Raw genomic sequence first — 26,748 nt, 5'->3', positions numbered from 1 at the left:
ATGAAGATCACAGCGGTGCGCACGCATCTGCTCGAACATCGTCTGGACACGCCGTTCGAAAGCGCCTCCATGCGTTTCGACCGGCGGGCCCATGTTCTGGTGGAAATCGAATGCGACGACGGGACCGTCGGCTGGGGCGAATGCCTCGGCCCGGCGCGGCCGAACGCCGCCGTGGTCCAGGCTTATTCCGGCTGGCTCATCGGCCAGGACCCTCGCCAGACCGAAAAGATCTGGGCCGTGCTTTATAATGCCCTGCGCGATCAGGGCCAGCGCGGCCTCAGTCTTACGGCCCTGTCCGGCATCGATATCGCGTTGTGGGACATCAAGGGCAAGCATTACGGTGCTTCCATCTCGATGCTGCTCGGCGGGCGCTGGCGCGAGAGCGTGCGCGCCTATGCCACTGGCAGTTTCAAGCGTCATGGTGTCGACCGCGTTTCAGACAATGCGTCCGAAATGGCGGAGCGCCGCGCTGACGGCTTCCACGCCTGCAAGATCAAGATCGGCTTCGGCATCGAGGAGGACCTCAGGGTCATAGCCGCGGTTCGAGAGGCGATCGGGCCTGACATGCGGCTGATGATCGATGCCAATCACGGTTATACGGTCACCGAAGCCGTCACGCTTGGCAACCGCGCCGCCGACTATGGCATCGACTGGTTTGAGGAGCCGGTGGTTCCCGAACAGCTCGATGCCTATCAGCGTGTACGGGCAGGGCAGCCGATCCCGGTTGCGGGCGGCGAGACCTGGCATGGGCGTCACGGCATGTGGCAGGCGCTTTCCGCCGGTGCCGTGGATATTCTCCAGCCCGATCTCTGCGGCTGCGGCGGTTTTTCGGAAACGCAGAAGATTGCCACGCTTGCCACGCTGCACGGCGTGCGCATCGTGCCGCATGTCTGGGGCACCGGCGTACAGATCGCCGCCGCGCTGCAATTCATGGCGGCGATGACGCCTGATCCGGTGCGGGTCAATCCCATCGAACCGATCATGGAATTTGACCGCACCCATAATCCGTTCCGTCAGGCGGTTCTCAGTGAACCTCTCGAAGCGGTGGACGGTATCGTCGCCATTCCCGATGGTCCCGGTCTCGGCATCGAGATCAACCGGGATGCACTCGTTGAATTCAGGATGCCAGACCCATGAGTGAACTCGTCAGAAAGCTGAGCGGCACCGCGCCGAAACCCGCTTTCCGGAAAGGCGCGGTCGATACGCAGATGCACATGTATCTGCCCGGATATCCCGCCTTGCCGGGTGGCCCCGGCCTTCCGCCGGGCGCCCTGCCGGGACCGGAGGATTATCGTCGCCTCATGCAATGGCTCGGCATAGACCGGGTCATCATCACGCAGGGCAATGCCCATCAGCGAGACAATGACAATACGCTGACCTGTGTTGCCGAGATGGGCGAGGCGGCGCGCGCGGTCGTCATCATCGATGCCACCACGAGCGAAAAGGACATGGAGAAGCTTGCCGCCGCGGGTGCGGTCGGCGCGCGTATCATGGATTTGCCGGGTGGCGCTGTGAACCTTTCCGAACTGGAAGCGGTGGACGAGCGGGCGCATGCGGCCGACTGGATGGTGGCGGTGCAGTTCGACGGAAACGGTCTTCTCGACCATCTGCCGCGTCTTCAGAAAATCCGCTCCCGCTGGGTGTTCGATCATCACGGCAAGTTCTTCAAGGGCCTCAAAACCGATGGGCCGGAAATGGCGGCGCTTCTGAAACTCATCGACGGCGGCAATCTGTGGTTCAAATTCGCCGGCGTTTATGAAAGCTCCCGCGAAAGCTGGCCGTACGAGGATGTCGCCGCCTTTTCGCGGGTGATCGCGGCGCATGCGCCGGAACGCATCGTCTGGGGCACCAACTGGCCGCATAATTCTGTACGCGAGACGGCTGCCTATCCTGATGATGCCCGCCTTGCGGAACTGACGCTTGGCTGGCTTCCGGATGAGGCGGCGCGTCATCGGGCGCTGGTCGAAAACCCCGAAGAGCTGTTCAAGCTGCCGCCATTCAAGGCGTCATAGGTCAATCCGGGATGGTTGGGGAAGGGAGGCCCATCATCCTTTTCACATGAAAGGTCTTTGCATGCCGGCCCGGATGGGCGTGAAAAAATCGGTCCGATAGCCTTGGAGGGGCTGGATCGTTTCAACAATGGAGGAGGAAAGCATGAAAAAGATTGCAAGCATGATGTGCGTCGCGATGGGGATTGCGCTGTCAGGCGTTTCCGCCATGGCGCAGGAAATCACCCTGCGTTCGGCCGATATTCATCCGGACGGTTATCCCACGGTCGAAGCCGTGAAATATATGGGCGAGCTTCTGGCGGAGCGGACCAATGGCCGCATCAAGATCCAGGTGATGAACAATTCCGTTCTTGGCGGCGAAAAGGACACCATCGAGCAGACCCGCTTTGGCGTCATCGACATGAACCGCGTCAATGCCGCGCCGTTCAACAATCTGGTCAAGGAAACCACCGTTCTTGGTCTGCCTTTCCTGTTCCGCTCGACGCAGCACATGCACAATACGGTCGACGGTCCGATTGGTGATGAGGTTCTGGCCGCCTTCGAACCGCACGGCCTCGTCGGTCTCGCCTTTTACGATTCCGGCGCGCGATCCTTCTACACCACTAAAAAACCCATCGAAAAACTGGCGGACCTGAAGGGGCTTAAAATCCGTGTGCAGCAGTCTGATCTGTGGATTTCGATGATGCAGGCCTTCGGCGCCAACCCGACGCCGATGCCGATGGGCGAGGTCTATTCCTCACTGGAAACCGGTGTTGTCGATGGTGCCGAAAACAACTGGCCATCCTACGAATCCGCCCGTCATTATGAGGTGGCAAAGAACTATTCTCTGACCGAACATTCTCTGAACCCGGAAATCCTCGTCATTTCGAAGATCTCCTGGGACAAGCTCTCCCCGGAAGACCAGAAGCTGCTGCGCCAGGCGGCCAAGGATTCGGTCGGCAAGATGCGCGAATTGTGGAGCGCCCGCGAAAAGGCATCGGAAGAAAAGGTCCGGGCTGGCGGGGTCAATGTCATCAAGGTCAACAAGGAGGAATTCGCTGCCGCGATGGGGCCGGTCTACGACAAGTTCGTCACCGATCCGAAGATGAAGGACCTTCTGGAACGGGTGAAAGCGGTCAAGTAACGCGTGGGAAACCGGCCTTGGAAACAGGGCCGGTTTTCTTTTGTCGCCGTTGATGCGGGAGGAACAGACAATGCGACACTTCATGCGGGCCATCCGCCCTTTTCTCGGCGCGCTCAGCCACGCGTCGCTTTATATTGCCGGTATCGGCATGATCGCCATGACGCTTATCGTCGGCTGGCAGGTCTTTGCGCGGTATATTCTCAACGATTCACCCAGCTGGTCTGAGCCGCTGTCGCTGCATCTCATGTCGTGGTTCATCATGCTTGGCGCCGCCGTCGGCGTGCGCGAGAGCGTGCATCTGGGGCTCGATATTCTGCGCTACATGATGCCGCCGCGCGTGCAGAAGGGAATGGACCTGACAAGCCTTGCGCTGATCTTCTTCTTCGGTGCCGGCATGGCCTGGTATGGCACCTCGCTTGCCATGGGGACATGGACGGCGACGATCCCTGTTCTCGGCTGGCCGGGCGGGACGGATTTCTTTCCGCTGATCGGCGGCGGTTTCCTTATCGCGCTGTTTGCTGCCGAACGTTTCGTCGATCTTTCCATCGGCGAGGAAATCGCTGCAGACGTGATCGTGCAGGAGGCCGCATAAATGGCTTACACCATTCTCTTCGGGGTATTCACCCTGCTGATGCTGATCGGAACGCCGATCGCGTTCTGTCTCGGCATCGCGTCCTTCGCCACGGTTCTTTATCTCGGCCTGCCGCCCATCGTAGTGTTCCAGCAGATGAATTCCGGCATGAATGTCTTCGCGATGATGGCGATACCGTTCTTCATCTTCGCCGGTGACCTGATGGTGCGCGGCGGCATCGCCCACCGCCTCATCCGCTTCGCGGCAGGCCTCGTGGGGCACCTGCGCGGCGGTCTCGGTCAGGTCAACATCGTGGCTTCGACACTGTTCGGCGGCATTTCCGGCTCGGCCGTGGCCGATGCCTCTGCGGTGGGCGGGCTGATGATACCGCAGATGGCAAAACGCGGTTACGACAGGGATTACGCCGTCAATGTCACCGTCAACGCCGCTATCATTGCGCTGATGATCCCGCCCTCGCACAACATGATCCTCTATTCCATCGCGGCGGGCGGCAATGTCTCTGTGGCCGATCTCTTCACCGCCGGTATCATTCCGGGCCTGTTGCTTGCAGCAGCGCTGATGGTGACGGCCTATATCGTCGCCCGGCGCAAGGGCTATCCGTCCGAGCCTTTCCCCGGTTTCTCGAAGCTGATGTATTATCTGCTGGCCTCGTTTCCCGGCATCCTGCTGATCGGCATCATCTTCGGCGGCGTGCGTTCGGGCATCTTCACCGCCACGGAGAGTTCCTGCATCGCCGTGCTCTATGCCTTCCTCGTCGCCATGCTGGTCTATCGCGAACTCAACTGGGACGGCTTCGTGGAAGCGGTGATGGGTGCTGTCCGCACCACGGCCATGGTGCTGCTGGTCATCGGCACGGCGGCGTCCTTCGGCTGGCTGATGGCCTTTCTGCAGGTGCAGACGTTGATGATTGCCGCAATCAGCGCGATTTCGGACAACCCGATCATCGTACTGCTTGTCATCAACATCATCCTGCTGCTGCTCGGCACCTTCATGGACATGGCGCCGATGGTCATCATTTCCACGCCGGTGCTTCTGCCTGTCGTAAAGGCCTTCGGCATCGACCCCGTGCATTTCGGCGTGGTGATGATCCTGAACGCCGGCATCGGTCTCAATACGCCGCCGGTCGGAACGGTGCTCTTCGTCGGCTGCGCGGTGGGCGGCATATCGATACGGGAGGCAATGCGGACGATCTGGCCGTTCTTCGGCGCCAGCATCGCAGTGCTGCTTGCTGTCACCTATATTCCGTCGCTATCCCTGTGGTTGCCGTCACTGTTCCGGTAATTCCAGCGCTTTCAAACGAGGAGGCCCCGTTATGCCGGGGCCTTTTCCGTTTCGTCGGCAAGCAGCCTTTGCTGCTCATGCTCGTCAAATGCCATCAGGTTGCCGTGCCGGCTGCGGCGTATCCGGTTCATATGGTCACGCGGGCTTAATCCCAATGTCCGCTTGAACATGCGCGAGAAATAATAGGGGTCGCCATAACCCACCTCGGCCGCCGCTGCCGAGACCGAAAGTCCGGCCTCGAGAAAATGCATGGCGCGTTCCATGCGTTTGAACTCCTGATATTTGCGCGGCGTCCGTCCCACCCGCTTCTGGAATTCCCGCAGGAAATAATCGCGATTATAGGGCGCCGCATCGGTGGCCCGCCCGGCAATGTCGGGGTCCAACGGATTGGCGGAAATCATCGTGATCGCCTTCATCACCGCAAGGTCGAGGCCTTCCGTACCCTCCGGCTGAAAACTCGGGCGGTCGACCCAACCCAGAAACGCGTCATCGATGAAGGCGATCAGAAGCACCATGAAGAGATGATGTTGACCCAGAGTGACGGAGGAAGGAGGCGCGCTCTGCCGGTAGTGGCGCACCAGCGGCTCCAGAAGCGACCAGCGGCTCAGCCGAAGTTTCGGTTTCAGGTCCATCTGCGCGATCAGGTTGTGGCGGCCGTAAATATCGAGCGTGAAATGCTGCGCCACGCCGCGATAGGTCACGGCCTGCTCGTTCCACCCCACAAAGCGTTGCCCTCGGAAAATAAGCATGGCGTCACCGGGCTCGAGTACCCTTGCTTCGCCATCAACGAGATAGTGCCCGCGCCCCTCCAGGCAGATGATGAGATCGTCCACCGGATTGGACTTGTCGATCTGCCAGGTACGGGAGTGCTCCATTTTGATCGTCGCGCGCGTCAGGTTGAGGTTGAGCGCCGCAGGCGGAACGGATGACAGAATACCACCTTCGATTTCATCCATCTTTTTCCTCGTCTTTGTTAATTCACCTTGGCGCTGAAATTTGGTTTTGTCACCGCATAAATTGCTTTTACGCGCCGTATCAATGAGGGAGGAGATCGGTCGCGGCGAGGAAATACGCATTATTGCGCCTGCCGCTGGCCGTTCCGGGAGAATCACTTGTACGAAATTGTATTCTGTCAGTCGCGTTCCGCCGGGGCGCGGGGAGGAGCGTCATGAAATCTCAGCGCTTCCTGGGGCTGGGATATCTGACGCCTTACATCATCGGGCTTTTGGTCTTCACGGCCATTCCGTTCCTTGGCTCGCTCTATCTCAGCTTCACCCGCTACGACCTGATGAGCGATCCCAGCTGGGCGGGGCTTGCCAATTACGAGCGGCTGTTCACCCGCGACCGCACCTTCATGAAATCCCTGAACGTCACCCTGTTCTATGTGTTTCTGACGGTGCCGCTGAAGCTTGCCTTTGCGCTGTTCATTGCGGCGATACTCAACTATAAGCTGCAGTTCATCAACTTTTTCCGCACCGCCTTTTACGTGCCTTCCATCCTCGGCGGCTCGATCGCGATTGCGGTTCTGTGGCGCTATATCTTCGCCAGCGAAGGCCTTGCCAATATGGCGCTTGCCGCCGTGGGGCTGTCGCCGGTGGACTGGTTCGGAGATCCGGGCAATGCGCTTTTCACCATCACGCTGCTGCGCTGCTGGCAGTTCGGTTCGGCCATGGTGATCTTCCTTGCGGCCCTGCAATCCATTGACAAATCGCTTTACGAAGCGGCTGCCATCGATGGCGCCGGCAAGGTGAGGACCTTCTTCTTCATCACCCTGCCGCTTCTCACGCCGGTGATCTTCTTCAACCTCATCATGCAGATGGTGCAGGCATTCCAGGAGTTCAACGGGCCTTACATCATCACCCAGGGCGGCCCGCTGAAGTCCACCTATCTCCTGCCTCTTTATATCTACGACGAGGCCTTCAAGAAGTTCAACATGGGCTATGCCTCCGCTATCGCCTGGGTGCTCTTCACCATCATCACCGTGCTGACCCTCGTGGCCTTCTGGTCCTCGAAGAAGTGGGTCTATTACGCCGGCGACAAGCGGAACTGATGCCATGACCGATATCGCAACCCTAAACGACATGCAGGCGGCGCGCCGGGCGCGGCTCAGGCTCGTCTCCACCTCGGTCCGCTACGTGCTTCTCTTCGCGGTCGGACTCGTCATGCTCTACCCGCTGATCTGGCTGGTGGGCGCAAGCTTCAAGACCAATTCGGAAATCTTCTCCGGTGCCGGTTTCATCCCGGAAAACCCGACGCTGGATGGCTATATCCGCGGCTGGGAAACCTCGACGCCCTACACCTTCGGCCGGTTCTTCTGGAACTCGTTCCTGATCATCCTGCCGAAGGTCATCGGCACGGCGATTTCCTGCACCATGGCGGCCTATGCCTTTGCCCGCTTCGATTTTCCTCTGAAGAAGATCCTGTTCGGTTCGGTCATCGCCATTCTGCTGCTGCCCAATGTCGTCACCCGCATTCCGCAATATATCCTGTTTCGCGATCTCGGCTGGCTGGACAGTTTCCTGCCGCTCTGGGTGCCCTCGGCTTTCGCCGGTGATGCCTTCTTTGTCTTCATGCTGGTGCAGTTCCTGCGCTCGCTGCCCTCGGACATGGAAGAGGCCGCCCGGGTGGACGGCGCCAACAGCCTGCAGACACTGGTCTACATCGTCGTACCGATGCTGGCGCCGGCGCTGATCTCGGTCTGTCTGTTCCAGTTCATGTGGACGATGAACGACTTTCTCGGTCCGCTGATCTACCTGTCCTCGGTCGACAAATATCCGGTGAGCCTGGCGCTCAAACTCTCCATCGACACCACCGAAGCCTTTGAATGGAACCGCATCCTGGCGATGTCGGTGCTGACGATCGCGCCTGCGCTGATCGTGTTCTTCGCGGCGCAACGGTATTTCATTGAAGGGATCTCGTCTGGCGGGGTCAAGGGCTGAAAATGGCAAGCGTTCAACTTAAAAATCTCGAAAAAGTCTATGGCGGCAGCTTCAAGGCGGTGCACGGCATCAATCTCGACGTCAAGGATGGCGAGTTCATGGTGTTCGTCGGCCCTTCGGGCTGCGCCAAATCCACGACGCTGCGCATGGTGGCGGGGCTGGAGGAAATTACCGGTGGTGAAATCCTGATCGGCGATCAGCGCGTCAACGACCTGCCGCCCGGCAAGCGCTCCATTGCCATGGTGTTCCAGAACTATGCGCTTTATCCGCATATGAAGGTGCGCGGCAATCTCGCCTTCGGCCTGAAGATCGCCGGTGTCGCCAAGCCGGAGATCGAGAAGGCCATCGACAATGTCGCGCGCATCCTGGAGATCGAGCCGCTGCTCGACCGTCTGCCGAAGCAGCTTTCCGGCGGGCAGGCGCAGCGTGTGGCGCTCGGCCGTGCGCTCATCAAGAAACCGGGTGTGTTTTTGTTTGACGAGCCGCTGTCCAATCTCGACGCCAAGCTGCGCGCTTCCATGCGGGTTCGCATTACCGATCTGCACCGGCAGTTGAAAGCGGAAGGCCTGTCATCGACTGTTATCTACGTCACCCATGACCAGACGGAGGCCATGACCATGGGTGACCGCATCTGCGTCATGCAGGCAGGTCGCATCATGCAGGTCGCGACGCCGAAGGAGCTTTACAACCATCCCGCCAATCTCTTCGTCGCCGGCTTCATCGGCACGCCGGAAATGAACCTCGTGGATGTGGCAATCGAGGGTACTGAATTCGTGATCGCCGGTCAGCGCCTGCCGATCGGCGCGCATCTGGAACAGCGACTATCGGCGAGACCCACGGACGCCGTCATCGGCATCCGTCCGCAGCATCTCTCATTGGCGGAGGCGACCGATGGTCCGGCGCTGCAGGCGAAACTCACCAATGCGGAATTCATGGGCCACGAGGTCTATCTGCACGCCGATCTCGGCGGCCAGAAGGTCGTCAGCGTCGTCGGCGCGGCGGAATTCGAGGCGCTCGGCCGCGATGGTCTTCTGCGCCTGAAGCCGGACCCGGAGAAGCTGCATATTTTCGACAAGGCCGATGGGCGCAACGTTTCGCTGTGAGGAGCGGACGGGCGTGCCTGATTTTTCGAGGAGGAGAAGAACAATGAAGATGATGGCCAGAATGATGGTGATGCTTGCCGGTGCCGCTTATGTGGCGATGGCGACCGCTCCTGCGGCAGGTGCCGCGGAACTGCGCATGTCATGGTGGGGCGGCGAGAGCCGCCATGTCGCCACCCAGAAAGCGATTGCCGCCTGTGGCGAGAAATACGGCCACACGATCAAGGGCGAGTTCACCGGTTTCGACGGTTATCTCGAAAAACTCACCACCCAGATGGCGGGCAAGACGGAAGCTGATATCGTTCAGGTCAACTGGCCGTGGCTGCCGCTGTTTTCCAAGAATGGCGAAGGTTTTGCCGATCTGCGCCAGCTGAAGCCGCTCGATCTTTCCCAATGGGCCGAGAGCGATCTGGAGGCGGGGTCGATGAATGGCGTGCTGCAGGGGCTTTCCGTTTCCACCACCGGCCGCGTCTTCTTCTTCAATGCCACGACCTTCGAAAAGGCGGGTGTCGAAATTCCGAAGACCTGGGATGAGTTCTTCGCGGCGACGAAGACCATCAAGGAAAAGCTCGGCAAGGACTATTATACCTTCAACGCCGTCAAGGAGACCGCCCAGCTTCTGGTGACGCTGGCCGTTGTGCAGAAAACCGGCAAGGATCTGGTCGATCCCAAGACAAACCGCGTGGCCTGGACGCCGGAGGAACTGGCCGAGGGCATCTCCTTTGTCGGCAAGCTGGTCGAAACCGGATCCATCCGCTCCCAGAAAGAGGAAGCGGCCGATGGCAATGTCAATCTTTATGAAAAGCCGTCCTGGTCTGAAGGCCGCATTGCCGGCTCCTATGAATGGGATTCGACCTATTCAAAATATGCCGATCCGCTCAAGGAAGGGCAGGTTCTGAAACCGTTCCCGATGCTGAAGCTTGCCGATGCCGTAACCGAAGGCGTCTATCGTAAGCCCTCCATGGTGTTTTCGATCTCGAAAAATTCGAAGAACCCGGAAGCGGCCGCGCAAATCCTGAACTGCCTGCTGAACGAACCGGAAGGCATTGATGCACTCGGCACCTCACGCGGCCTGCCCGCCTCCAAGGCTGCGGCTGCACGTCTGGGCGACAAGGGCGAGCCGGAAGTGCGCGCCGCCAATGCCATCGTCATGGCCGCATCCGGGCCGGTGGTATCGCCCTTCAACGAACATCCGGAAATCCGCTCGGCCTTCATCGATACGCTGGAAGAATATGCCTATGGCCAGCTGACGGCGGAGGAGGCGGCCGAGCAGATCGTCGATTCCACCAATGATGTTCTGGCGAAGTTCGATTGACGGCAATCTCCCGCCGCCGCGTCCGTGGCGGCGGGCTCACTGACCGGCTGCCGGAACATGCGAGGCATGTCCGCCAGGGCCTGGCCGGATAGGGACGAAAGACGGGAAATGAACATGAACGAACCTCTTATCATCGCGTCTTCAGCGCGAACGGCAGCGCTTTGCCTCGCCGCACCCGGCGCTCGCCATTTCCTTCCGGCGAGGACAGAGTGGCGTTTGTCGTCGAAGGAAGGCGACGAGCGGCGCGGCGAAACTGCGACCGTGGTGACGCTGCTGCATGATCTCTTACCGGATACCTGCTATCTGTTCGAGGCCGAGGGGTTCGCAGCGCTGGAGTTCAGAACCAGCCCTTGCGCCGGGCTTGTGGAGGCTGCGGCGTTGTCCCTGACGCCGGATGTCGCGCTCGATGATGAAGAGGGCGCGCGTGCCAATGCCGAGGCGCTGGAAAGGGCGGTGGCTGCGGTGCCGCATGGCGGCACATTGCGGCTTGCGGCCGGTCTCTGGACGTCCTTCCCTGTCCGCCTCAAAAGCAACATGACCTTCCATCTTGCCGAGGGAGCCGTGCTGCGCGCCCCTTCGAGCCGTAAAGCCTGGCCGATCCTGCCGGCACGCGATGATGCGGGCCATATGCTCGGAAGCTGGGAAGGCCTTCCGGATGCCTGTTTCGCCGCGCCGGTTCATGCCATCGGGACAGATAATCTCATCATTGAGGGCAGGGGCGTTCTCGATGGTTCGGGCGACAGGGGTGACTGGTGGAGCTGGCCAAAAGAAACACGTGACGGCGGGCGGCGGCCGCGCGGCCTGCATCTCGTTTCCTGCCGCAAGATCCAGCTTCTCGGCTTTACGATAAAAAACGCCGCCTCATGGACAATCCATCCGCAGGGCTGCGAAGACTTGATCGCTGCCGGCCTCACCATCAACGCGCCGCATGACAGCCCGAACACCGATGGTTTCAATCCTGAAAGCTGCCGCAACGTCACGATATCGGGCGTTCGTTTTTCGGTCGGAGACGATTGCATCGCCGTAAAGGCAGGAAAGCGCGGCCCGGATGGCGAGGACGATCATCTCGCGGAAACCCGTGGCATTCGTGTGCGCCATTGTCTGATGGAGCGCGGCCATGGCGGGCTGGTGATCGGCTCGGAAATGTCCGGCGGCGTGCATGACGTGTCTGTGGAGGATTGCGACATGGTCGGCACGGATCGCGGCCTGCGCCTCAAGACGCGGCGCGGACGGGGCGGCATCGTCAGCAATATCGCCATGCGCCGGGTGCTGCTGGACGGCGTGCAAACCGCGCTTTCCGCCAATGCACACTATCATTGCGATGCTGATGGACATGACGAACGGGTACAGTCGCGGCAGCCGGCGCCGATCGACAAGGGCACGCCATTCATCGATGGAATTACCGTGGAAGATGTCGAAATACGCAATCTCGCCCATGCTGCGGCAGTCTTTCTCGGCCTTCCCGAAGCACCCATCCGCAATGTCGCCATCCGCAATCTCACCATCGTCTCGCGCGATCCATCGGCCATCGCCGCACCTCCCATCATGGCTGACCGGGTTCGTCCCATGCGCCATGAGGCGATTGTTGTCGAGCAGACACATATAGTCTGCGACGATCCTGCCATGCTGAGCGACGCTTCCATTTCCACTGTTTCAGATCGCGATTGAGAAAATCCATGAAAGCCACTGAATATTTTGAGCAATTCTGCAGTCATTATAGGCATTACAAGGGCGGCAGCTGGTGTTATGAGGATGGATGCATCTACCGCGGCCTGCAGCAGCTGTCCGAGGCCACCGGAGAGGCGCGCTGGAGCGACCATCTGCACCGGCTCGCCGATGTGCAGATAGCGACCGACGGCGCACTCGCCGGTTACGATCCGCAGGAATATAATATCGACCATATTCTTGCCGGCCGTATCCTCTTTCCCCTTTCGGAAGAAACGGGTGACCCACGGTATCTCGCTGCCGCGGACCATCTGGCGGGGCAGCTACGCAGCCATCCACGCATCGCCTGCGGCAATTACTGGCACAAGAAACGCTATCCGCATCAGGTTTGGCTGGACGGTCTCTATATGGCTCTTCCGTTCCAGATTGAATATGCGCAGGCAACGGGGCGGGGCGAACTGATCGACGACGCGCTGAGGCAGTTTTCAACGGCACTCGCCCTGACGGCCGATACCGGCGGGCTCTATGTTCATGGCTACGATGAAAGCCGCACCCAGCGCTGGGCCGATCCGCAGACCGGCAAATCGCCGGCCGTCTGGGCCCGTGCGGTCGGCTGGCTGGCCATGGCGCTGGTGGATGCGCTCACGATCCTGCCGGATGATGGCCCGACAAATGAATTGCGACAGAGCACACGGCGCCTCCTGGCTGAGATCGTCGCACGCCAGACAGGCACCGGTCTGTGGATGCAGGTTCTCGATAATCCGGATCTGGAGGGCAATTACGAGGAGACATCCGCCTCCGCCATGTTCTCCTATGCGCTGCTGCGTGCGGTCCGTCTTGGGCTGTTGCAGGGAGAGGCGGCGGGCGTGGCTTTGTCCGCAGGTCGTCGCGCGCTTTCGGCTCTGCTGGAGACCCGGCTTCTGGCGGGCGAAGACGGTGTCACTCGTCTTGCCGGTATCGTACACGTCGCTGGACTTGGTGGTTTCGAGGGCAATTATCGCGACGGCTCGCCGGAATATTATCTGACCGAGCCAGTGGTTAGCGATGACGCCAAGGGAGTGGGTCCCCTGATGATGGCCTTTGCCGAAAATCTCCTGCTGGTCTGATGTGCCACCACCTCGATGAGCAGGATAGTTAGAGCGGGACTCCCCGAAATTTGGCCCGGTTGCGGCGCTATCGGCGGATCAGGCCCGCCTCCGGCGCTTCACCGTCAAGCCGTGCTTTTTTCGATGAAGCGGATGGCGTCGCCGACGGTCAGGATCGTATTTGCGGCGGAATCCGGAATCTCCACCCCGAATTCCTCTTCGATCTCCATGACCACCTGAACTATTTCCAGAGAGTCTGCACCGAGATCGTCGGCGAAACTGGCATCGTCCACGACGGCGGCAGGGTCTGCGCCAAGCTGGTCCACGATGATTTTTCTGATACGTTCGGCAATTGTGGGCATGAGAAGGCTCCGCGAGAGTTGTTGTCGCCGAACCTGCCCCATGGACATTGCCGGAACTTGTTCTTGCAAAATCACACATTTGCAGGAACAACACGGCTGTGTCACGGGGTCGAAACATCGATGACATCCGGACGTAGCACGCCTTTCTCCGCTGCGAAAGGGTGCCGGCCTCGACCCCATGTCCGGAAAAATTCGCGGCGACTGCAAGATTAAACGGTTTGTGACTGGAAGCGGAGAACCGGGACGCGGTAAAGCTGGTTTCCATTGAACAATTGCCGCTATCTCATCGAGCATCAACGCCATGGCCCCATCATCCCCGGAACGCTTCATCTTGCTTGACGGCATAAGGGGCGTGGCTGCGCTCTTTATCGTCCATCGCCATGCCGAGCAGTTTTTCGGCAGGGATCCGGCCTCGAGCTATCTTGCCGTTGATCTGTTTTTTGCTCTCAGCGGCTTCGTGCTCGCTCACGCCTATGGCGTCAGATTGCGTGACGGGGCTATCACGCCCGGCTTTTTCATGAAGGCGCGCTTCGCCCGACTTTATCCGCTTTATGTGCTGGCACTGGCGTTGATGGTGGCCTATTTCATCTGCCTTTATGTGCTGGGTCTGCCGACGCCGATCGACGATCTGCATCGTCTCATCGATCCCGGTGAACTGGCCTTTGCGCTGGTGACGGGGCTTCTCTTTCTGCCGGCGCCTTTCACGTTGACCCTCAATGGCGCGCTGTTTCTCGTCAGCCCGGCGTGGTCGCTTTTCAACGAACTGGTGGTGAACGTGGTCTATGCCCGCTGGGGCGTGCGGGCGACGGTGAAACAGATCGCAGCCGTCATTGTTGCCAGCGCCATTGTACTGGTGGTGGCCGCCGCCGCGTCTGGAAAGCTGCATCTCGGTTTCCGTTGGCATGAAATGTATGCCGGCATGGGCCGGGTATTCTTTTCGTTTTTCGCCGGCGTGCTGGTTTACCGGTTCCGCAACCGTGTGCCGGAGCTGAAGCCCGTCCAGGCCGCGCTGTGTCTGGTGCTCGTCTGTGTTATCCTTGCCGTGCCCGTATCACGCGAAGTCCGGCCCTTCTTCGACCTCGCAATCGTCCTGCTCCTCTGGCCGCTGCTGCTGTTCGTGGCCAGCCGAACGGTGCCGGGCCCCATGGTGAGTGCACTTTCGGGGTTTCTTGGTACGGCGTCTTACGCCGTCTATGTCCTGCATATTCCGCTTCTGGCATGGACGGAGTTTTTGGTCCCGTCCATCACGCAGCAGAATATCGCCCTGCCGGCCGGCGTCCTGTTTCTCATCGGCACGACGTGGATTTCATGGTGGCTGACGGTCCGTTACGATCAGCCCGTTCAGAAATGGGTGAAAAACCGTCTGCGGAAACGCGCAGAAACCCGCCAGCCCGTCTAGTCGAAACAAGCGGGCCTGAAATTCAGTAGTGGGCAAAGATAGGCGCGGTCAGCACAAAGGCGGCCACAAGGCTGATGATCGTCAGTTTCGCCGCTCGCATGCGGCGCATTCTGCGGCCGCTCCAGTCATACGTCATACTCTCTCTCCACGCAGACGCAAACTCGCCGGTATGAAACCCGCTGACGTCGAGGCCTGTCCCGGCCTTCAGCGCGCATGTTCCATCCGCCACCTTCGTGCCGCCAGATCCGCGCACGGAGGTATCCATTTCAGTGTTGCCTGATATACATCATTTGCCAAGCCGTTATTTTCATCGGTGATTTTGAAGGCCTGGTTTCCCTGTCGTCATGGATGGAAGCGCGCCGTTATCGGTAAAGAGGCGGCAGCCCCTGGATCGCGTAACGTGGCAACGGTTTCCATGATTTACTGCGTTCATGTTTATGAACGCCAAAAAGAAAGCGCATTTCCTTCGAAAGCTCGGCAGGGTCGGTCAGCCCGCCCTGAAACAGCTGGATCACCTTTCGGGCGGCATTGTTGTAAAGCATGACCTCCTCGTCCATGGTGTGCCGGTCATAACCGAGGTCTGCCAGCACCGACTGGAGCATCTTGAGGTCCTGTGACGAAATGATGCAATTTTCATATGCGGAAGACATCACGTCCTCCTTTCTATGGGGTTCACCAAAACTGTGGTGTCTCGCGTCGCTGCGGACGTCATGCGACGCCGCTTCCGTGCATCCGAGGGACAGGCCGTCCCATTAAAGCGTCGCGCCTTGGACATTCATGTCGTGTGGGTCCGTATCGTTCCTGCGGGTCAACGACATGGGCAGGACGAGGGCTTCAGCGGCCGTCGTAAAGCGGCGGTAACGCCCTTTTCAGTGATTGGGAGGGTGCGCCCATTAGGCGGCATAGGCAAGTTAATTCCGTCGCAGTCGGCGGCAGTCGTGCATATTTATCTTCGGCTGCTCACGACAACAAAAAAGGCCGGGGCAATATTGCACCGACCTTCCTCATATCGCTCTCAACACCAGTGCCAGTACATCCGTGGTCAAAAGTCTGAAGCGACTAAAACAACTGCGAACGACGATTTCATTCGCGCTCACCAGCAGTTGCTACGGGAAATATATAGAAGAGCAATATGGCCAAAACAAGTCCGGTCTCCCAGACGAGACATTTATCGTCGTGACCTGCGCGCCGATACCGTGCCCTACGTCTTCTTGCCATCCGCTGTCGTGGCGTTTGCGAACTTCACCTGCGAACCGGCTGGCGCCGCGGCGGGTGCTTTCGTCTTGTCCTTCTTCGGCTTGCGGATTTCCTTGTTACTGCGCAACTGACCCTTTGCCATGGTGTCGTCCTCCTGCGTTGACCGGGTGATGTAAAAGCGCCCGCTATCTGTTACCGGATCGTTTCTTTGCGGGCACCGGATCAGCGGCGACAACCGCCGCTTCCTGTGCCTCGCGAAGCTGGCGAAGGCGTTCCGTCTTGCGGGCGCGCTGGTCGGCTTCGGCGTTGATGATCTGCTTTGCCGCGCTGTCGGTCAATGATGCTTTGTCCTGAGCGGACAGTTTACCGGGCTTGAAAAAAACTTCTTTCGTGGCGGCCATGGCAGTCTCCTTCGCGGAAGTGCGGTGTAGGGCGTTTACCGGGTACGGGCGGCCTTTTTGGGCGCTGGCAGCAGCCCTTCGCGCTGCATCTTCTTTTTCTCCAGCTTGCGGTGGCGGCGTACGGCTTCGGCTTCTTCGCGAACACGCTTTTCCGACGGCTTTTCATAGGATTCGCGGGCGCGCATCTCGCGGAAAATGCCTTCACGCTGCATTCTCTTTTTCAGGACGCGAAGGGCCTGTTCAACATTGTTGTCTCTAACGAGTACCTGCAAGACTATCTCCTTTAAGCGGCCAATGCCGCTACTTTCTGATTTTGATCGTGTTCAGGTTGATCCAGCTTGATCCGGTTTCGCGTGGCGAGAGGCTTTCGCCTTTGCCTAGCCGCGAGGCCGTCGACATCGATGCGTCTATCTCATCGACTGCGACGCTGCGCTCAAAATTCTCGTGCTGGAAACGCACCCTGTAACGAACCGTTCCCTGGGCTTCGGGCATGACTGACACGATCCGGCCGGGACCATCGGGCTGTGCATTGCCAAGGACGCCGGACTTCAAAAAGACGGTGTCACCGCAATGATAGGAATTTTTACGCATGAGGACCTCCATGGCCCAAAAACAAAAGGCCGGGCTTTAACCCGACCTCTCACAGTCATCGGCAAGCGCAGCCAGTACATCCGTGGTCTGCGGTGCCAAAATGACGAATATCAAGCTGCCTGAAGGTTGTCGGCAGAGCTCTTTCCGGACCGACGGTCCTGGACGATCTCGTAGCTGATCTTCTGGCCGTCGTTCAGAGAACGCATGCCAGCGCGCTCGACAGCGGAAATGTGAACGAAAACGTCCGTGCCGCCATTGTCAGGCTGAATGAAGCCGAAGCCCTTGGTGGCGTTAAACCACTTTACAGTACCAGTGTTCATAACGATTTCCTTTCGTAGAATCGTTGTGGTTCCCGCGATACCTTGCGGGATAAGATCGATTATTTGAGAGGAAATCCGACGGGGAACAGTCTGTTCCAGAACGACGTCACAAGCAATGGTCGATAAGGCAAATATAAGCTCAATTTTCGATTTTGCAATGACCACCGTGAAGAAACAGGTATTTCGCGACGGTTCGGGGGCTAAGTTACTGTTAATGCGCCGAAATATAATAAATGTATGATATTTCGGCGCAAATGGTCATCAGCCGGCGCCAGGCGTGACGTCCTTGCTGTCGCCATCCGGCAGGCTTCCTGCGCCTGGTGTCTTTTCATGGTCGGTCAGGGAAGGTTTGGCGTGCGGACCTGCAGGAGGAATGTCGCTGGCCTTCGAAGCCCTGTTGTCGTCATTTTTCGTCTTTTGCTCTTGCGTCATGGCGTTCTCCTTCTGACAGGGAAACGCCGACGGCAGGACGAGGTTCCGTAACCGTGCAAGGGCGCGGGCGGGCGTGATCGGTCAGCGGCGGGAGCGCGGCTTCTTCTCTTCCCGATTCATGTCGCGCCCCACCCATTTGAAGAATACGACGAGGCTGACGCCGATGATGATGAGCGGAACGATGGATTGCAAACTGGACATGACTCACTCTTTCTTCCCCCGGCAATCAATTTACCGGTATGGAAGGAGTGCGTAATCTGCGGAATATCGCCCGTTCTTTTTGGTGGTTGCCCGTGGCGGATGGCACCACGGGCCGAGGCAGCTAGAGGGGCAGGGATTTCACCGGCTGGGAGCCGCCTTCCAGCGCACTTTTCAGTGCCGCCACGCCTGTCAGAACCGACATGGCGCCAGCGCGCGAACCAGCCCGCTGCCGCAGCCGGTCGTTGGAGCCGGGCTTGAAGATCATGTCGCGCATGCGGTTGTCGCCGCCATAATGGCCGCCCGGCTCATGCGGCACCCAGATGTGCTCAACACCGCCGCCGAAGCTCTTCACCAGCAGGATTTCATCGGCCGGCGGCTCCGTCCAGGGCTGCTTTTCATATTGGCGCATCTCGATGCGACCCTTGTGGCCGTTGAAGGCGATGTGGTGACCCTCTATCGGCATGTAGGTGTTGAGTGAATAGGAAACCTGCACGCCGCTGGCATAACGGATCGAAGCGCTCATGGTATCGGGAATGTCGATGTCCTCCCGGAAGACGCAGGCATCACGCATGTATCCGTCAATGCTCGACGGGTCCTCGTAGAGGGCATCGAGGAAAGGATCGGCGCCGAGGTCCATGAAATAATCACACTCATTCTTGTGCGGACAGGTGCGACAGCGCGTTCCGCGGAACGGGCCGTTCTTGCCATAATGCAGCAATTGCCCGAAGCCCTTCACCTCGACGGGGTCGGAGTCGAGATACCAGTTAAGGAGGTCGAAATGGTGCGTGGCCTTGTGCACGAACAGGCTGCCGGAATGTTCGGTGAAGGCGTGCCACCGGCGGAAATAATCCGCGCCGTGCTGGTTATCGAGATACCAGTGGAAATCCACCGAGGTAACGGTGCCGATGGCGCCTTCGTCGATCAGTTCCTTGATGCGGGCGGCGGTGGGAGAGAAGCGATAATTGAAGGAGACATCGACCCGGCGACCGCTTTTGGCCTCGGCTGCGCGAATCCGGTCAATCTTTTCGGGGGTGGTGGTCATCGGCTTTTCGCTGATGACGTCTGCCCCGCCTTCCAGCGCGCGGATGATGATGTCGTCATGCGTATCGTCGGGCGTGCAGACGATCACCAGCTCCGGGCGCTGCTCTTCCATCATCCGGTCGAAATCGTCGTAAAGCGGTGCGCTCGATCCCATCATGGCGCGGGCGCGCTCGGCGCGCATCAGGTTCAGGTCGCAAATGCCGACGAGTTCGACATAGTCGCTCCAGCCGGCCAGCAATTCGCGGCCCCACATGGTGGTGCCACGATTGCCGGTGCCGACCAGCGCATAGCGTTTGCGTTTCACCCTTTCAGGCATTGTCTCTCTCCCAGATCTATCAACAAACAGTCTTGAAACGCTCGACCACGGTGGCGAGGACCTCGTCCACCGGGCGCGCCTGCCAGCGATGCGAAAAGATTTCCACTTCCTGCGGGCCGTGGAAGCCCGCAGCCTCGATCATGGCGCGAAATGCCTTGAGGTCAATCACACCATCTCCCATCATGCCGCGATCGTTGAGCGGGTCAGTGGTGGGCACCAGCCAGTCGCAGATGTGATGGGCGAGAATCTGGCCATTCCTGCCGGCCCGCGCCACCTGCTCCTCCAGTTCCGGGTCCCACCAGACATGATAGACATCGATGGCCACGCCGGTGCCGGCACCCAGCCGGTCACAGAGGTCGAGCGATTGTTTCAGCGTGTTGATGCAGGCGCGGTCCGCGGCATAGAAAGGATGCAGCGGTTCAATGGCGAGCGGCACGCCGGCAGCCCGCGCATAAGGAAGAAGTTCTGCCATGCCGTCCTCCACCATCTGCCGCGCACCTTTCAGATCGCGCGAACCGGCGGGCAGGCCGCCCACGACAAGCACAAGGCAGTCGGCCTTCATGGCGGCGGCCTCATCGACGGCGCGTTTATTGTCCTCGATGGCGAGACGTCGGCCTTCAGCGTCAGGAGCCGGGAAAAAACCGCCGCGGCAATGACCGGACAGGCGCAGGCCGTTCCGCTCAACGATGCGGGCGGCTTCCGCAAGGCCGATACCGTTCACCTGCTCGCGCCACGGTGAGATGGTGGTGATGCCATGGGCGAGGCAGGCATCCACGATGGCACCGAAATTTGCGCCTTGCCGCACGGTCGCGAAATTGATGGAAAGGCCTTCAAGGCTCATGTTCTATCCTCCCTCGTTCTGCTTCAGCTGATACCCCGGACGGCGAGAAATGCCTTCATCCGGTGCGTCGCCAGGTCAGGTTCAGCCAGCACGTTGGCCTTGTCCGCCAGCCGGAAAAGCTCGGCGAAATGCTGCGTGGAACGGGTGCTTTCCTGGCCGCCGACCATGGTGAAATGATCCTGCAATCCGTTGAGATAGGCGAGGAACACCACGCCGGTCTTGTAGAAGCGGGTGGGCGCCTTGAAGATGTGGCGTGAAAGCGCCACCGTCGGCTCCAGAATATCGAAAAATTCATTGTCAGCACCGCGCTTCAGGCTGGCCAGCGCCTTGGACGCAGCAGGCGCGATGGCATCGAAAATCCCAAGGAGCGCATCCGAATGGCCCTTCTCGTCACCGGCGATCAATTCGGCGTAGTTGAAATCGTCGCCGGTATACATGCGCACGCCAGCGGGCAGGCGGCGGCGCATGGCAATTTCCTTTTCCTTGGAGAGAAGTGAAATCTTGATGCCGTCGATCTTGTCGGCATTCTCCTCGATCATGGCAAGGCAGGTGTCCATGGCGGTCATATGGTCGCCCGAACCCCAGTAGCCCTCGAGCGCCGGGTCGAACATTTCGCCCAGCCAGTGGATCACCACTTTCTGTTCGGCGCGGGAAAGCACCCTGGTGTAGGTCTTGAGGTAATCATCGGGCGAACGGGCGGCGGCGGCGAGCGCGCGGCTGGCCATCAGGATAACGCGCCCGCCTTCTCCCTGAACAAAATCAAGCTGTTCGAGGTAAGAGTGGACAATCTGATTCAGATCGTAACCGCTGCCGTTCAGATGATCGGTGCCCACCCCGCAGGCAATCAGCGCATCCTTGCGGCTGGCGGCTTCCTTGAGCGAACGGGAGATCAGCTCCTGGGCCTGCGGCCATGCCAGCCCCATGCCGCGCTGAGCCGTGTCCATCGCTTCCGCGACCCCGAGGCCGAGGTCCCAAAGGCGATGACGGAACCGCAAGGTCGCGTCCCAATCGATCGCGGGGGTCAGCCACGGGTCGTTGTCGGCAAGCGGATCGGCCACCACGTGGGCGGCTGCGAAAGCGACGCGGTTGAAATCGGCGGCACTTCGTTTTTCAACCGCGACCGGCGTGCCGGATAATCTGTAAACCTCGATGCTGCGGTCGTCCTTCGGAAGCTTGAGTTCACTCATGTCAGCCTCCTAAGGAAAGGGCGGGAACGTCGAGCCAGCGGCGTTCCTTCCATGATTTCAGCCCCAGCTCGGCAAGCTGCACGCCCTTCACGCCTTCCATCAGGCCATAAGGCCACGGGTCGTTATCGACGAGGTGGCGGATGAACATTTCCCACTGTGCCTTGAAGCCGTTGTCATAAATGACGTTGTCCGGCACCTCCTGCCAGGTCTTGTAGAAGTCGATGGTCTGCGGCTGGTCGGGGTTCCATACCGGCTTCGGCGTGTTGGTGCGGTGCTGGGTGAAGCACTTCGTCAGGCCAGCGACGGCCGAGCCGTGAGTGCCGTCCACCTGGAAGGTGACGAGATCGTCACGGCGCACCCGTACCGCCCATGAAGAGTTGATGTGGGCGATAATTCCGCCCTCCAGTTCGAAGGTGGCGTAGGCGGCGTCGTCCGCATCCGCCTTATAGGCTTTGCCCTGTTCATCGAAACGCTCCGGAATGTGCGTCGCGCCGAGGCAGCTCACGGATTTCACCGGTCCGAACAGATTGTCGAGCACATAACGCCAGTGGCAAAGCATATCGAGAATGATGCCGCCGCCATCCTTCAGGCGGTAGTTCCATGAGGGGCGTTGCGCTGGCTGCCAGTCGCCCTCGAAGACCCAGTAACCGAACTCGCCCCGCACGGAGAGAATCTTGCCGAAGAAGCCGCTGTCGCGCAGCATGGCGAGCTTGCGAAGGCCGGGCAGGAACAGCTTGTCCTGCACCACGCCGTGCTTGATGCCCGCACTTTCGGCCAGGCGGGCAATCGCCAGCGCCTCATCCATCGTGTCCGAAATCGGTTTTTCGCAATAGACGTTCTTACCGGCCTTGATGGCTTTTTCCAAAAGGCTGCCACGCATCTGTGTCGTGCCAGCGTCGAAGAAAAGTGTGTCGTCAGGGTTGGCGAGAGCGGCATCAATATCGGTCGTCCAGCGCGCGACATTATGCTTTTTGGCGATTTCCTCGATCTTCGCGCCGTTGCGGCCGACGAGAATGGGATCAAGCATCACCCTTTCACCGTTCTTCAAAAGCACGCCGCCCTGATCGCGAATGGCGAGAACGGAGCGCACGAGATGCTGGTTGTAACCCATGCGGCCGGTGATGCCGTGCATGATGACGCCGATACGTTTCATGAATTTCCTCCCAAGGCGACCTTTTCCCGCAAGGCCGCTTCCGTCAAACATGGCAATTTGTAACCATTTGGTTATTTGTGATGTCGAAGAACACGATCTGTCAAGGTGTTTTTTGACAGGAAAAATTGATGAGGTTTGAAGGCTCGCCCTTGCAGTTATTCGCTGCGCCGCAAAAGAAAATGACGCGCTTCGCGGATGCGAATGGCGCGTCATCGCTGTAGTTAAACAGGAATCCAGCTTGGCTCGTTCAGACCCGCCGCACTGCAGCAAGCAACGTGTCGACGATGTGCTGGCCCCATCGCTCCAGTTCGGCAGGGTCTGTCAGGTCGCGCTGGAAGATCGTTGACAGGGTGAACCTGTTCGACAGGTAGAAGGCGCCGAGCGAAGCGATGGTCAGATAAACGTCGATCGGGTCGAGGCCGTCACGGAATTCGCCGGCGTCGCTGCCACGCCGCAGCACGTCCTCAAGCTCGGAAATGAAATTTGAGTGCATCGCCGTGATCGTCGGTGATTGCCTGAGATACCGGGCTTTATTGAGGTTTTCCGTGGCGAGGATGCTCAGGAATTCGGGGTGGTCGAGAAAGTAGTGCCAGGTGAAAAGCGCAAGTTCCCGCAAGCCCTCGGACGGGGCCTTACGGGCCAGATCAAGCCGTCTTTCAGTGTGGCGGATATGGCGGTAGGCGTCTTCCAGAACGGCGAGATAAAGCGCATCCTTGTCGCCGAAATAATGGTAGATCATCCTCTTGTTGGTCCCGGCGCGGCGCGCGACGACATCGATTCTGGCCCCCGCCAGCCCTTTGGCGGCCACCTCGCGGCGGGCAGCTTCAAGAATGGCGGCGCGGGTTCTTTCCGGGTTTCGCACCTGGGCAGTGGCCCGTTTGCGCTTTGCCGGCGGCGTTTTCTCCACGGCCGGATCGGGGCCCGGATCGGACGGCTGGTTCTTAGTCGTTTCTTCCATTTCGGCACCCGCTTGACAATGTTCGCGATCGGTGTTCCCATGTAACCAATTAGTTATAAAACGGCAAGTGTCGTTTGCGTTCATCATCAATTGGCAGTCAATAGGGAGGAGTTGCCAATGCCCGTGATGCTTCAGAGGAGAACTGTGCTTTCGGCAGGGCTTGCGGCCCTGTCGCTTGCAGCATTGGGAGGTGGTTCGGCGCAGGCGCAGGCCGCGCGCCTTCGCATGTTGTGGTGGGGGTCGCAGGAGCGTGCCGATCGCACCAACAAGGCGATAGCAGCCTACAAGCAGGTGAAGCCCGATCTCGACATCGCCGGGGAATTCGCCGGCTGGAGCGATTATTGGCCGCGCCTTGCAACGCAGGTGGCGGGCCGCAATGCGCCCGATCTGATCCAGATGGATTATCGTTACATCTTCGAATATGGCCGGCGCGGCGCGCTGGCGCCGCTGGATGATTACATCGGCAAGGGCTTGAAGATCGAGGATTTCGGCAAGATGAACATCGATTCCGGCAGGGTCGATGGCAAGCTTTACGGCATCAATCTGGGGGTCAATTCCAGCGCCGTCTTCTTTGACAGGGCGGCCTGGGAAAAATCCGGCGCGACACCGCCGGCCATCGGCCAGACTTGGGAGGAGTTTGCCGAAAATGCCGCCAAGCTCAGCAAGAACAAGCCGAAACCCGGTTATTACGCCACAGCCGATGCGAGCGGCGTGGAGCCGAGCTTTGAAAACTGGCTGCGCCAGAACGGCAAGTCACTCTACACGCAGGATGGCGGCATCGGCTTCGATCCGACCGACGCGACCAAGTGGTTCACGCTCTGGGCGGATCTGCGCAAGAGTGGTGCCTGCGTGCCCGCCGATGTGCAGGCACTCGACCAGCTCAATATCGAAACCAACCCTTTGACGACGGGCAAAGCGGCAACCGCATTTGCCCATTCCAACCAGTTCGTCGGGTATCAGAAGCTCAACAAGGCCAAACTTGCCATCAGCTCCTATCCGAAGAGCACGAAGGACGGCCCCTCCGGCCACTACCTTAAACCTTCCATGCTCATCAGCGTCGCCAATGGCAGTGCAGGTATCGAACAGGCCGTCGGGTTTATCAATTTCCTCGTCGCCGAGCCGGAAGGCATCGATATTCTCGGCGTGGAGCGCGGCGTTCCGGCGTCGGAATCCATGCGCAACGCGCTGACCCCGAAACTCGATGAAGTCAGCAAGAGCATGGTGGAATACATCGCCGAAATTACACCCGGCGTCGGCGATCTGCCGCCGGCGCCACCTCCGGGTGCGGGCGAATTCGCCTTTGTCCTGAAACGCACGGCGGAAGAAGTCGGCTTCGGCAAGATCACCCCGGAAGAAGGCGGTGACCGCCTCGTCAAGGAATCCGAAACCGTTATCAAACGGAAGTGATGGTTTATGGCCTTTCGATCTGAAACTCTTGTGGGGGAGAGCCGTGGCGCGGCTCTCCCGAAACGGGGCGGCCTGAAGCGGATCTTCGACCGCAACATTCACGCCTACCTGTTTCTCCTGCCCTGGCTGATCGGCTTTTTCGGCCTCACGCTGGGCCCGGCGCTTGCGTCGCTTTATCTGTCCTTCACCAACTACGACCTGTTGCAGTCGCCGGACTGGGTGGGTGCGGCCAATTATGTGCGCATCGCCACGGCCGACCCGAAGTTTGCCGCCGCCATGCAGGTCACCTTCACCTATGTGCTGCTGTCGGTGCCGCTGAAGCTGATTTTCGCGCTGCTGGTGGCGCTCGCCTTCAACCGCGGCATCCGCGGCCTCACCCTCTATCGGGCGATTTTCTATCTGCCGTCCTTGTTGGGCTCCAGCGTCGCGATTGCCGTTCTCTGGCGTCAGCTTTTCGCCTCTGACGGTCTCGTCAACATGATACTCTGGCAGGCCTTTGGTTATGAAGGGCCGAGCTGGATTTCCAATCCGGATTATTCGATCTACACGCTGGTCATCCTGTCGGTCTGGCAGTTCGGTTCGCCGATGATCATTTTCCTCGCAGGTCTGAGGCAAATTCCGCAGGACATGTATGAGGCCGCCGAAATCGATGGCGCAAGCAAGGTGCGGCAGTTCTTCCGCATTACGCTGCCGCTTCTGACGCCCGTCATCTTCTTCAATGCCGTGATCCAGACGATCGACGCCTTCAAGGCCTTCACGCCCGCCTTCATCATTTCCGAAGGCACCGGCGGGCCGATCAATTCGACACTGTTCTACACGCTCTATCTTTACCAGGAAGCCTTTGGTTTCTTCCGCATGGGTTATGCCTCGGCGCTTGCCTGGATCCTGGTGATCATCATCTCGCTGTTCACGGCCTTCTCGTTCCTCAGCGCGAAATACTGGGTGCATTACGATGACTGACGCTGTTACCGCTCCCCGGCCGGGACAAGGCCCGCAACGCTCGCCGCTGAAATCAGTGATGCTCCATACGGCGCTGATCATCGCCTCCTTTGCGATGCTCTATCCGATCCTGTGGATGATTTCAGGCTCCTTCCGGCCGCAGGACGAGCTGTTCGGCTCATCCTCGCTCATTCCCTCGGCGGTGGATGTCGGCGGTTATATCAGAGGCTGGACCGGGCTGCAGGTGAGCTTTGGGCAGTTCTTCTGGAACTCCTTCTTCATTTCGGTGCTGGCCACCATCGGCAACGTGGTCGGCTGCTCGCTCACGGCGTTCGCTTTTGCAAGGCTTCGCTTCGGCGGGCGCAATTTCTGGTTCGCGCTGATGCTCGGCACCCTGATGCTGCCCTATCACGTCGTGCTCATCCCGCAATATATCCTGTTCCTGGAAATGGGCTGGGTGAACACATCGCTGCCGCTGATCGTGCCGAAGTATCTCGCGACGGACGCCTTCTTCATCTTCCTGATGGTGCAGTTCTTCCGCGGTATTCCGCGTGAGCTGGATGAAGCGGCTGTCATGGATGGCTGCTCACCCTTCCGTATCTACTGGAAGATCATGCTGCCCCTGTCGCTGCCGGTTCTGGCAACGGCCGCCATCTTTTCCTTCATCTGGACCTGGGACGATTTCTTCGGTCCGCTGATCTATCTGAACGACATCAACACCTACACCGTGCAGCTTGGTCTCAGGTCCTTCGTGGATTCCACCGGCAGCTCGGACTGGACCTCGCTTTTCGCCATGTCCAACCTGTCACTGGTGCCGGTCTTCCTGTTTTTCCTGTTCTTCCAGCGGCTGCTGATTGAAGGCATCGCGACGACGGGAATGAAACGCTGAACGGA

At 59.4% G+C, this 26,748-nt stretch carries 30 protein-coding genes; 15 read left to right on the top strand and 15 right to left on the bottom strand.

Annotated features, from left to right (window positions below; all coding sequences use genetic code 11):
* The 5 genes from HQN82_RS14405 (at position 1) to HQN82_RS14385 (ending at position 5,005) form a co-directional block, all read left to right on the top strand.
* Positions 1 to 1,137, top strand: coding sequence for a D-galactarolactone cycloisomerase (locus HQN82_RS14405; protein ID WP_022562652.1), 1,137 nt, complete (start codon positions 1 to 3; stop codon positions 1,135 to 1,137).
* Entirely contained in the window at positions 1,134 to 2,012 is an 879-nt protein-coding gene (locus HQN82_RS14400; protein ID WP_173615106.1) for an amidohydrolase family protein, read from the top strand. Before HQN82_RS14405 ends, HQN82_RS14400 begins: the two co-directional genes overlap by 4 nt.
* A 142-nt stretch (positions 2,013 to 2,154) precedes the next feature.
* Positions 2,155 to 3,132: a TRAP transporter substrate-binding protein gene (locus tag HQN82_RS14395; protein WP_022562650.1), complete on the top strand. Its 978-nt coding sequence runs from the start codon at positions 2,155 to 2,157 to the stop codon at positions 3,130 to 3,132.
* Between the two features lie 70 nt (positions 3,133 to 3,202).
* The gene (locus HQN82_RS14390; RefSeq protein ID WP_022562649.1) at positions 3,203 to 3,724 is read left to right on the top strand and encodes a TRAP transporter small permease; all 522 of its coding nucleotides are present in this window, start codon (positions 3,203 to 3,205) and stop codon (positions 3,722 to 3,724) included.
* A complete protein-coding gene (locus tag HQN82_RS14385; RefSeq protein WP_004444979.1) occupies positions 3,725 to 5,005 on the top strand; it encodes a TRAP transporter large permease in 1,281 nt (426 codons plus the stop codon).
* Positions 5,006 to 5,034: 29 nt separating this feature from the next.
* Here HQN82_RS14385 and HQN82_RS14380 read toward each other — a convergent pair whose 3' ends face one another.
* A complete protein-coding gene (locus HQN82_RS14380; RefSeq protein WP_004444978.1) occupies positions 5,035 to 5,961 on the bottom strand; it encodes a helix-turn-helix domain-containing protein in 927 nt (308 codons plus the stop codon).
* Positions 5,962 to 6,173: 212 nt separating this feature from the next.
* Between HQN82_RS14380 and HQN82_RS14375 the strand changes: the two genes are divergently transcribed.
* The 6 genes from HQN82_RS14375 to HQN82_RS14350 all read left to right on the top strand — a co-directional run bounded on the left by HQN82_RS14375 (position 6,174) and on the right by HQN82_RS14350 (position 13,130).
* Positions 6,174 to 7,055 carry a carbohydrate ABC transporter permease gene (locus tag HQN82_RS14375; RefSeq protein ID WP_004444977.1) on the top strand — a complete coding sequence of 294 codons (882 nt, stop codon included), beginning with the start codon at positions 6,174 to 6,176 and terminating at the stop codon, positions 7,053 to 7,055.
* 4 nt (positions 7,056 to 7,059) lie between these two features.
* Positions 7,060 to 7,944 (top strand): carbohydrate ABC transporter permease, encoded by an 885-nt coding sequence (locus HQN82_RS14370; protein ID WP_022562648.1) that lies wholly within the window; start codon positions 7,060 to 7,062, stop codon positions 7,942 to 7,944.
* Between the two features lie 2 nt (positions 7,945 to 7,946).
* On the top strand, positions 7,947 to 9,047 hold the full coding sequence (locus HQN82_RS14365; RefSeq protein WP_022562647.1) for an ABC transporter ATP-binding protein: 1,101 nt from the start codon (positions 7,947 to 7,949) through the stop codon (positions 9,045 to 9,047).
* A 43-nt stretch (positions 9,048 to 9,090) separates the two neighbouring features.
* A complete protein-coding gene (locus HQN82_RS14360) occupies positions 9,091 to 10,359 on the top strand; it encodes an ABC transporter substrate-binding protein (RefSeq protein WP_022562646.1) in 1,269 nt (422 codons plus the stop codon).
* A 114-nt stretch (positions 10,360 to 10,473) separates the two neighbouring features.
* On the top strand, positions 10,474 to 12,027 hold the full coding sequence (gene pglA, locus HQN82_RS14355) for a polygalacturonase PglA (RefSeq protein WP_022562645.1): 1,554 nt from the start codon (positions 10,474 to 10,476) through the stop codon (positions 12,025 to 12,027).
* A gap of 8 nt (positions 12,028 to 12,035) precedes the next feature.
* The gene (locus HQN82_RS14350; protein ID WP_022562644.1) at positions 12,036 to 13,130 is read left to right on the top strand and encodes a glycoside hydrolase family 88/105 protein; all 1,095 of its coding nucleotides are present in this window, start codon (positions 12,036 to 12,038) and stop codon (positions 13,128 to 13,130) included.
* 104 nt (positions 13,131 to 13,234) lie between these two features.
* On the opposite strand, the gene HQN82_RS14345 is transcribed toward HQN82_RS14350, so the two are convergent.
* On the bottom strand, positions 13,235 to 13,471 hold the full coding sequence (locus tag HQN82_RS14345) for an acyl carrier protein (protein WP_004444965.1): 237 nt from the start codon (positions 13,469 to 13,471) through the stop codon (positions 13,235 to 13,237).
* A gap of 301 nt (positions 13,472 to 13,772) precedes the next feature.
* Here HQN82_RS14345 and HQN82_RS14340 point away from each other — a divergent pair, with 301 nt between their 5' ends.
* Complete coding sequence (locus HQN82_RS14340) at positions 13,773 to 14,870, top strand: acyltransferase family protein (protein ID WP_022562643.1); 1,098 nt, start codon at positions 13,773 to 13,775, stop codon at positions 14,868 to 14,870.
* A gap of 22 nt (positions 14,871 to 14,892) precedes the next feature.
* Here the strand turns inward: HQN82_RS14340 and HQN82_RS14335 are convergent, their stop codons facing one another.
* The 13 genes from HQN82_RS14335 to HQN82_RS14275 all read right to left on the bottom strand — a co-directional run bounded on the left by HQN82_RS14335 (position 14,893) and on the right by HQN82_RS14275 (position 23,508).
* On the bottom strand, positions 14,893 to 15,135 hold the full coding sequence (locus HQN82_RS14335) for a hypothetical protein (RefSeq protein WP_006700407.1): 243 nt from the start codon (positions 15,133 to 15,135) through the stop codon (positions 14,893 to 14,895).
* 97 nt (positions 15,136 to 15,232) lie between these two features.
* Complete coding sequence (locus HQN82_RS14330) at positions 15,233 to 15,520, bottom strand: hypothetical protein (protein ID WP_022562642.1); 288 nt, start codon at positions 15,518 to 15,520, stop codon at positions 15,233 to 15,235.
* Positions 15,521 to 16,071: 551 nt separating this feature from the next.
* Positions 16,072 to 16,209, bottom strand: a complete 138-nt coding sequence (locus HQN82_RS14325) for a hypothetical protein (protein ID WP_173615105.1) — start codon at positions 16,207 to 16,209, stop codon at positions 16,072 to 16,074.
* A 43-nt stretch (positions 16,210 to 16,252) separates the two neighbouring features.
* Entirely contained in the window at positions 16,253 to 16,468 is a 216-nt protein-coding gene (locus HQN82_RS14320) for a hypothetical protein (protein ID WP_004444958.1), read from the bottom strand.
* A gap of 35 nt (positions 16,469 to 16,503) precedes the next feature.
* Entirely contained in the window at positions 16,504 to 16,740 is a 237-nt protein-coding gene (gene rpsU, locus HQN82_RS14315) for a 30S ribosomal protein S21 (RefSeq protein ID WP_006700627.1), read from the bottom strand.
* A 28-nt stretch (positions 16,741 to 16,768) separates the two neighbouring features.
* The gene (locus HQN82_RS14310; protein WP_022562638.1) at positions 16,769 to 17,059 is read right to left on the bottom strand and encodes a hypothetical protein; all 291 of its coding nucleotides are present in this window, start codon (positions 17,057 to 17,059) and stop codon (positions 16,769 to 16,771) included.
* 110 nt (positions 17,060 to 17,169) lie between these two features.
* Positions 17,170 to 17,379, bottom strand: a complete 210-nt coding sequence (locus HQN82_RS14305; protein ID WP_003508146.1) for a cold-shock protein — start codon at positions 17,377 to 17,379, stop codon at positions 17,170 to 17,172.
* 261 nt (positions 17,380 to 17,640) lie between these two features.
* Entirely contained in the window at positions 17,641 to 17,811 is a 171-nt protein-coding gene (locus tag HQN82_RS14300; RefSeq protein ID WP_022562637.1) for a hypothetical protein, read from the bottom strand.
* 322 nt (positions 17,812 to 18,133) lie between these two features.
* Positions 18,134 to 19,369: a Gfo/Idh/MocA family protein gene (locus HQN82_RS14295; protein WP_006700545.1), complete on the bottom strand. Its 1,236-nt coding sequence runs from the start codon at positions 19,367 to 19,369 to the stop codon at positions 18,134 to 18,136.
* Positions 19,370 to 19,388: 19 nt separating this feature from the next.
* Positions 19,389 to 20,210 (bottom strand): sugar phosphate isomerase/epimerase family protein, encoded by an 822-nt coding sequence (locus HQN82_RS14290; protein ID WP_004444942.1) that lies wholly within the window; start codon positions 20,208 to 20,210, stop codon positions 19,389 to 19,391.
* A gap of 23 nt (positions 20,211 to 20,233) precedes the next feature.
* On the bottom strand, positions 20,234 to 21,397 hold the full coding sequence (locus HQN82_RS14285) for a dihydrodipicolinate synthase family protein (protein ID WP_022562635.1): 1,164 nt from the start codon (positions 21,395 to 21,397) through the stop codon (positions 20,234 to 20,236).
* A 1-nt stretch (position 21,398) separates the two neighbouring features.
* Entirely contained in the window at positions 21,399 to 22,550 is a 1,152-nt protein-coding gene (locus HQN82_RS14280; RefSeq protein WP_173615104.1) for a Gfo/Idh/MocA family protein, read from the bottom strand.
* 247 nt (positions 22,551 to 22,797) lie between these two features.
* Complete coding sequence (locus HQN82_RS14275) at positions 22,798 to 23,508, bottom strand: TetR/AcrR family transcriptional regulator (protein WP_022562633.1); 711 nt, start codon at positions 23,506 to 23,508, stop codon at positions 22,798 to 22,800.
* A 117-nt stretch (positions 23,509 to 23,625) separates the two neighbouring features.
* On the opposite strand from HQN82_RS14275, the gene HQN82_RS14270 reads away from it, so the two are divergent.
* The 3 genes from HQN82_RS14270 to HQN82_RS14260 are packed head-to-tail and all read left to right on the top strand — an operon-like array spanning position 23,626 to position 26,743.
* Positions 23,626 to 24,915 (top strand): ABC transporter substrate-binding protein, encoded by a 1,290-nt coding sequence (locus HQN82_RS14270; RefSeq protein ID WP_004444937.1) that lies wholly within the window; start codon positions 23,626 to 23,628, stop codon positions 24,913 to 24,915.
* A gap of 6 nt (positions 24,916 to 24,921) precedes the next feature.
* Positions 24,922 to 25,875 carry a carbohydrate ABC transporter permease gene (locus HQN82_RS14265; RefSeq protein WP_004444936.1) on the top strand — a complete coding sequence of 318 codons (954 nt, stop codon included), beginning with the start codon at positions 24,922 to 24,924 and terminating at the stop codon, positions 25,873 to 25,875.
* Complete coding sequence (locus HQN82_RS14260; protein WP_004444935.1) at positions 25,868 to 26,743, top strand: carbohydrate ABC transporter permease; 876 nt, start codon at positions 25,868 to 25,870, stop codon at positions 26,741 to 26,743. Before HQN82_RS14265 ends, HQN82_RS14260 begins: the two co-directional genes overlap by 8 nt.
* Positions 26,744 to 26,748: the final 5 nt, after the last annotated feature.

This window comes from Agrobacterium pusense (assembly GCF_013285525.1).
Taxonomy (GTDB): Bacteria; Pseudomonadota; Alphaproteobacteria; order Rhizobiales; family Rhizobiaceae; genus Agrobacterium; species Agrobacterium pusense.
The sequence above is the reverse complement of the archived record's forward strand: the minus strand, read 5'-3'. Positions and strand labels throughout refer to the sequence as shown.

Excerpts from the sequence above, each read along its gene's own strand:
- HQN82_RS14405 (WP_022562652.1), top strand. The coding sequence starts at position 1 with ATGAAGATCACAGCGGTGCGCACGCATCTGCTCGAACATCGTCTGGAC.
- HQN82_RS14400 (WP_173615106.1), top strand. The coding sequence starts at position 1,134 with ATGAGTGAACTCGTCAGAAAGCTGAGCGGCACCGCGCCGAAACCCGCT.
- HQN82_RS14395 (WP_022562650.1), top strand. The coding sequence starts at position 2,155 with ATGAAAAAGATTGCAAGCATGATGTGCGTCGCGATGGGGATTGCGCTG.
- HQN82_RS14390 (WP_022562649.1), top strand. The coding sequence starts at position 3,203 with ATGCGACACTTCATGCGGGCCATCCGCCCTTTTCTCGGCGCGCTCAGC.
- HQN82_RS14385 (WP_004444979.1), top strand. The coding sequence starts at position 3,725 with ATGGCTTACACCATTCTCTTCGGGGTATTCACCCTGCTGATGCTGATC.
- HQN82_RS14380 (WP_004444978.1), bottom strand. The coding sequence starts at position 5,961 with ATGGATGAAATCGAAGGTGGTATTCTGTCATCCGTTCCGCCTGCGGCG.
- HQN82_RS14375 (WP_004444977.1), top strand. The coding sequence starts at position 6,174 with ATGAAATCTCAGCGCTTCCTGGGGCTGGGATATCTGACGCCTTACATC.
- HQN82_RS14370 (WP_022562648.1), top strand. The coding sequence starts at position 7,060 with ATGACCGATATCGCAACCCTAAACGACATGCAGGCGGCGCGCCGGGCG.
- HQN82_RS14365 (WP_022562647.1), top strand. The coding sequence starts at position 7,947 with ATGGCAAGCGTTCAACTTAAAAATCTCGAAAAAGTCTATGGCGGCAGC.
- HQN82_RS14360 (WP_022562646.1), top strand. The coding sequence starts at position 9,091 with ATGAAGATGATGGCCAGAATGATGGTGATGCTTGCCGGTGCCGCTTAT.
- pglA (WP_022562645.1), top strand. The coding sequence starts at position 10,474 with ATGAACGAACCTCTTATCATCGCGTCTTCAGCGCGAACGGCAGCGCTT.
- HQN82_RS14350 (WP_022562644.1), top strand. The coding sequence starts at position 12,036 with ATGAAAGCCACTGAATATTTTGAGCAATTCTGCAGTCATTATAGGCAT.
- HQN82_RS14345 (WP_004444965.1), bottom strand. The coding sequence starts at position 13,471 with ATGCCCACAATTGCCGAACGTATCAGAAAAATCATCGTGGACCAGCTT.
- HQN82_RS14340 (WP_022562643.1), top strand. The coding sequence starts at position 13,773 with ATGGCCCCATCATCCCCGGAACGCTTCATCTTGCTTGACGGCATAAGG.
- HQN82_RS14335 (WP_006700407.1), bottom strand. The coding sequence starts at position 15,135 with ATGGATACCTCCGTGCGCGGATCTGGCGGCACGAAGGTGGCGGATGGA.
- HQN82_RS14330 (WP_022562642.1), bottom strand. The coding sequence starts at position 15,520 with ATGTCTTCCGCATATGAAAATTGCATCATTTCGTCACAGGACCTCAAG.
- HQN82_RS14325 (WP_173615105.1), bottom strand. The coding sequence starts at position 16,209 with ATGGCAAAGGGTCAGTTGCGCAGTAACAAGGAAATCCGCAAGCCGAAG.
- HQN82_RS14320 (WP_004444958.1), bottom strand. The coding sequence starts at position 16,468 with ATGGCCGCCACGAAAGAAGTTTTTTTCAAGCCCGGTAAACTGTCCGCT.
- HQN82_RS14310 (WP_022562638.1), bottom strand. The coding sequence starts at position 17,059 with ATGCGTAAAAATTCCTATCATTGCGGTGACACCGTCTTTTTGAAGTCC.
- HQN82_RS14305 (WP_003508146.1), bottom strand. The coding sequence starts at position 17,379 with ATGAACACTGGTACTGTAAAGTGGTTTAACGCCACCAAGGGCTTCGGC.
- HQN82_RS14300 (WP_022562637.1), bottom strand. The coding sequence starts at position 17,811 with ATGACGCAAGAGCAAAAGACGAAAAATGACGACAACAGGGCTTCGAAG.
- HQN82_RS14295 (WP_006700545.1), bottom strand. The coding sequence starts at position 19,369 with ATGCCTGAAAGGGTGAAACGCAAACGCTATGCGCTGGTCGGCACCGGC.
- HQN82_RS14290 (WP_004444942.1), bottom strand. The coding sequence starts at position 20,210 with ATGAGCCTTGAAGGCCTTTCCATCAATTTCGCGACCGTGCGGCAAGGC.
- HQN82_RS14285 (WP_022562635.1), bottom strand. The coding sequence starts at position 21,397 with ATGAGTGAACTCAAGCTTCCGAAGGACGACCGCAGCATCGAGGTTTAC.
- HQN82_RS14280 (WP_173615104.1), bottom strand. The coding sequence starts at position 22,550 with ATGAAACGTATCGGCGTCATCATGCACGGCATCACCGGCCGCATGGGT.
- HQN82_RS14275 (WP_022562633.1), bottom strand. The coding sequence starts at position 23,508 with ATGGAAGAAACGACTAAGAACCAGCCGTCCGATCCGGGCCCCGATCCG.
- HQN82_RS14270 (WP_004444937.1), top strand. The coding sequence starts at position 23,626 with ATGCCCGTGATGCTTCAGAGGAGAACTGTGCTTTCGGCAGGGCTTGCG.
- HQN82_RS14265 (WP_004444936.1), top strand. The coding sequence starts at position 24,922 with ATGGCCTTTCGATCTGAAACTCTTGTGGGGGAGAGCCGTGGCGCGGCT.
- HQN82_RS14260 (WP_004444935.1), top strand. The coding sequence starts at position 25,868 with ATGACTGACGCTGTTACCGCTCCCCGGCCGGGACAAGGCCCGCAACGC.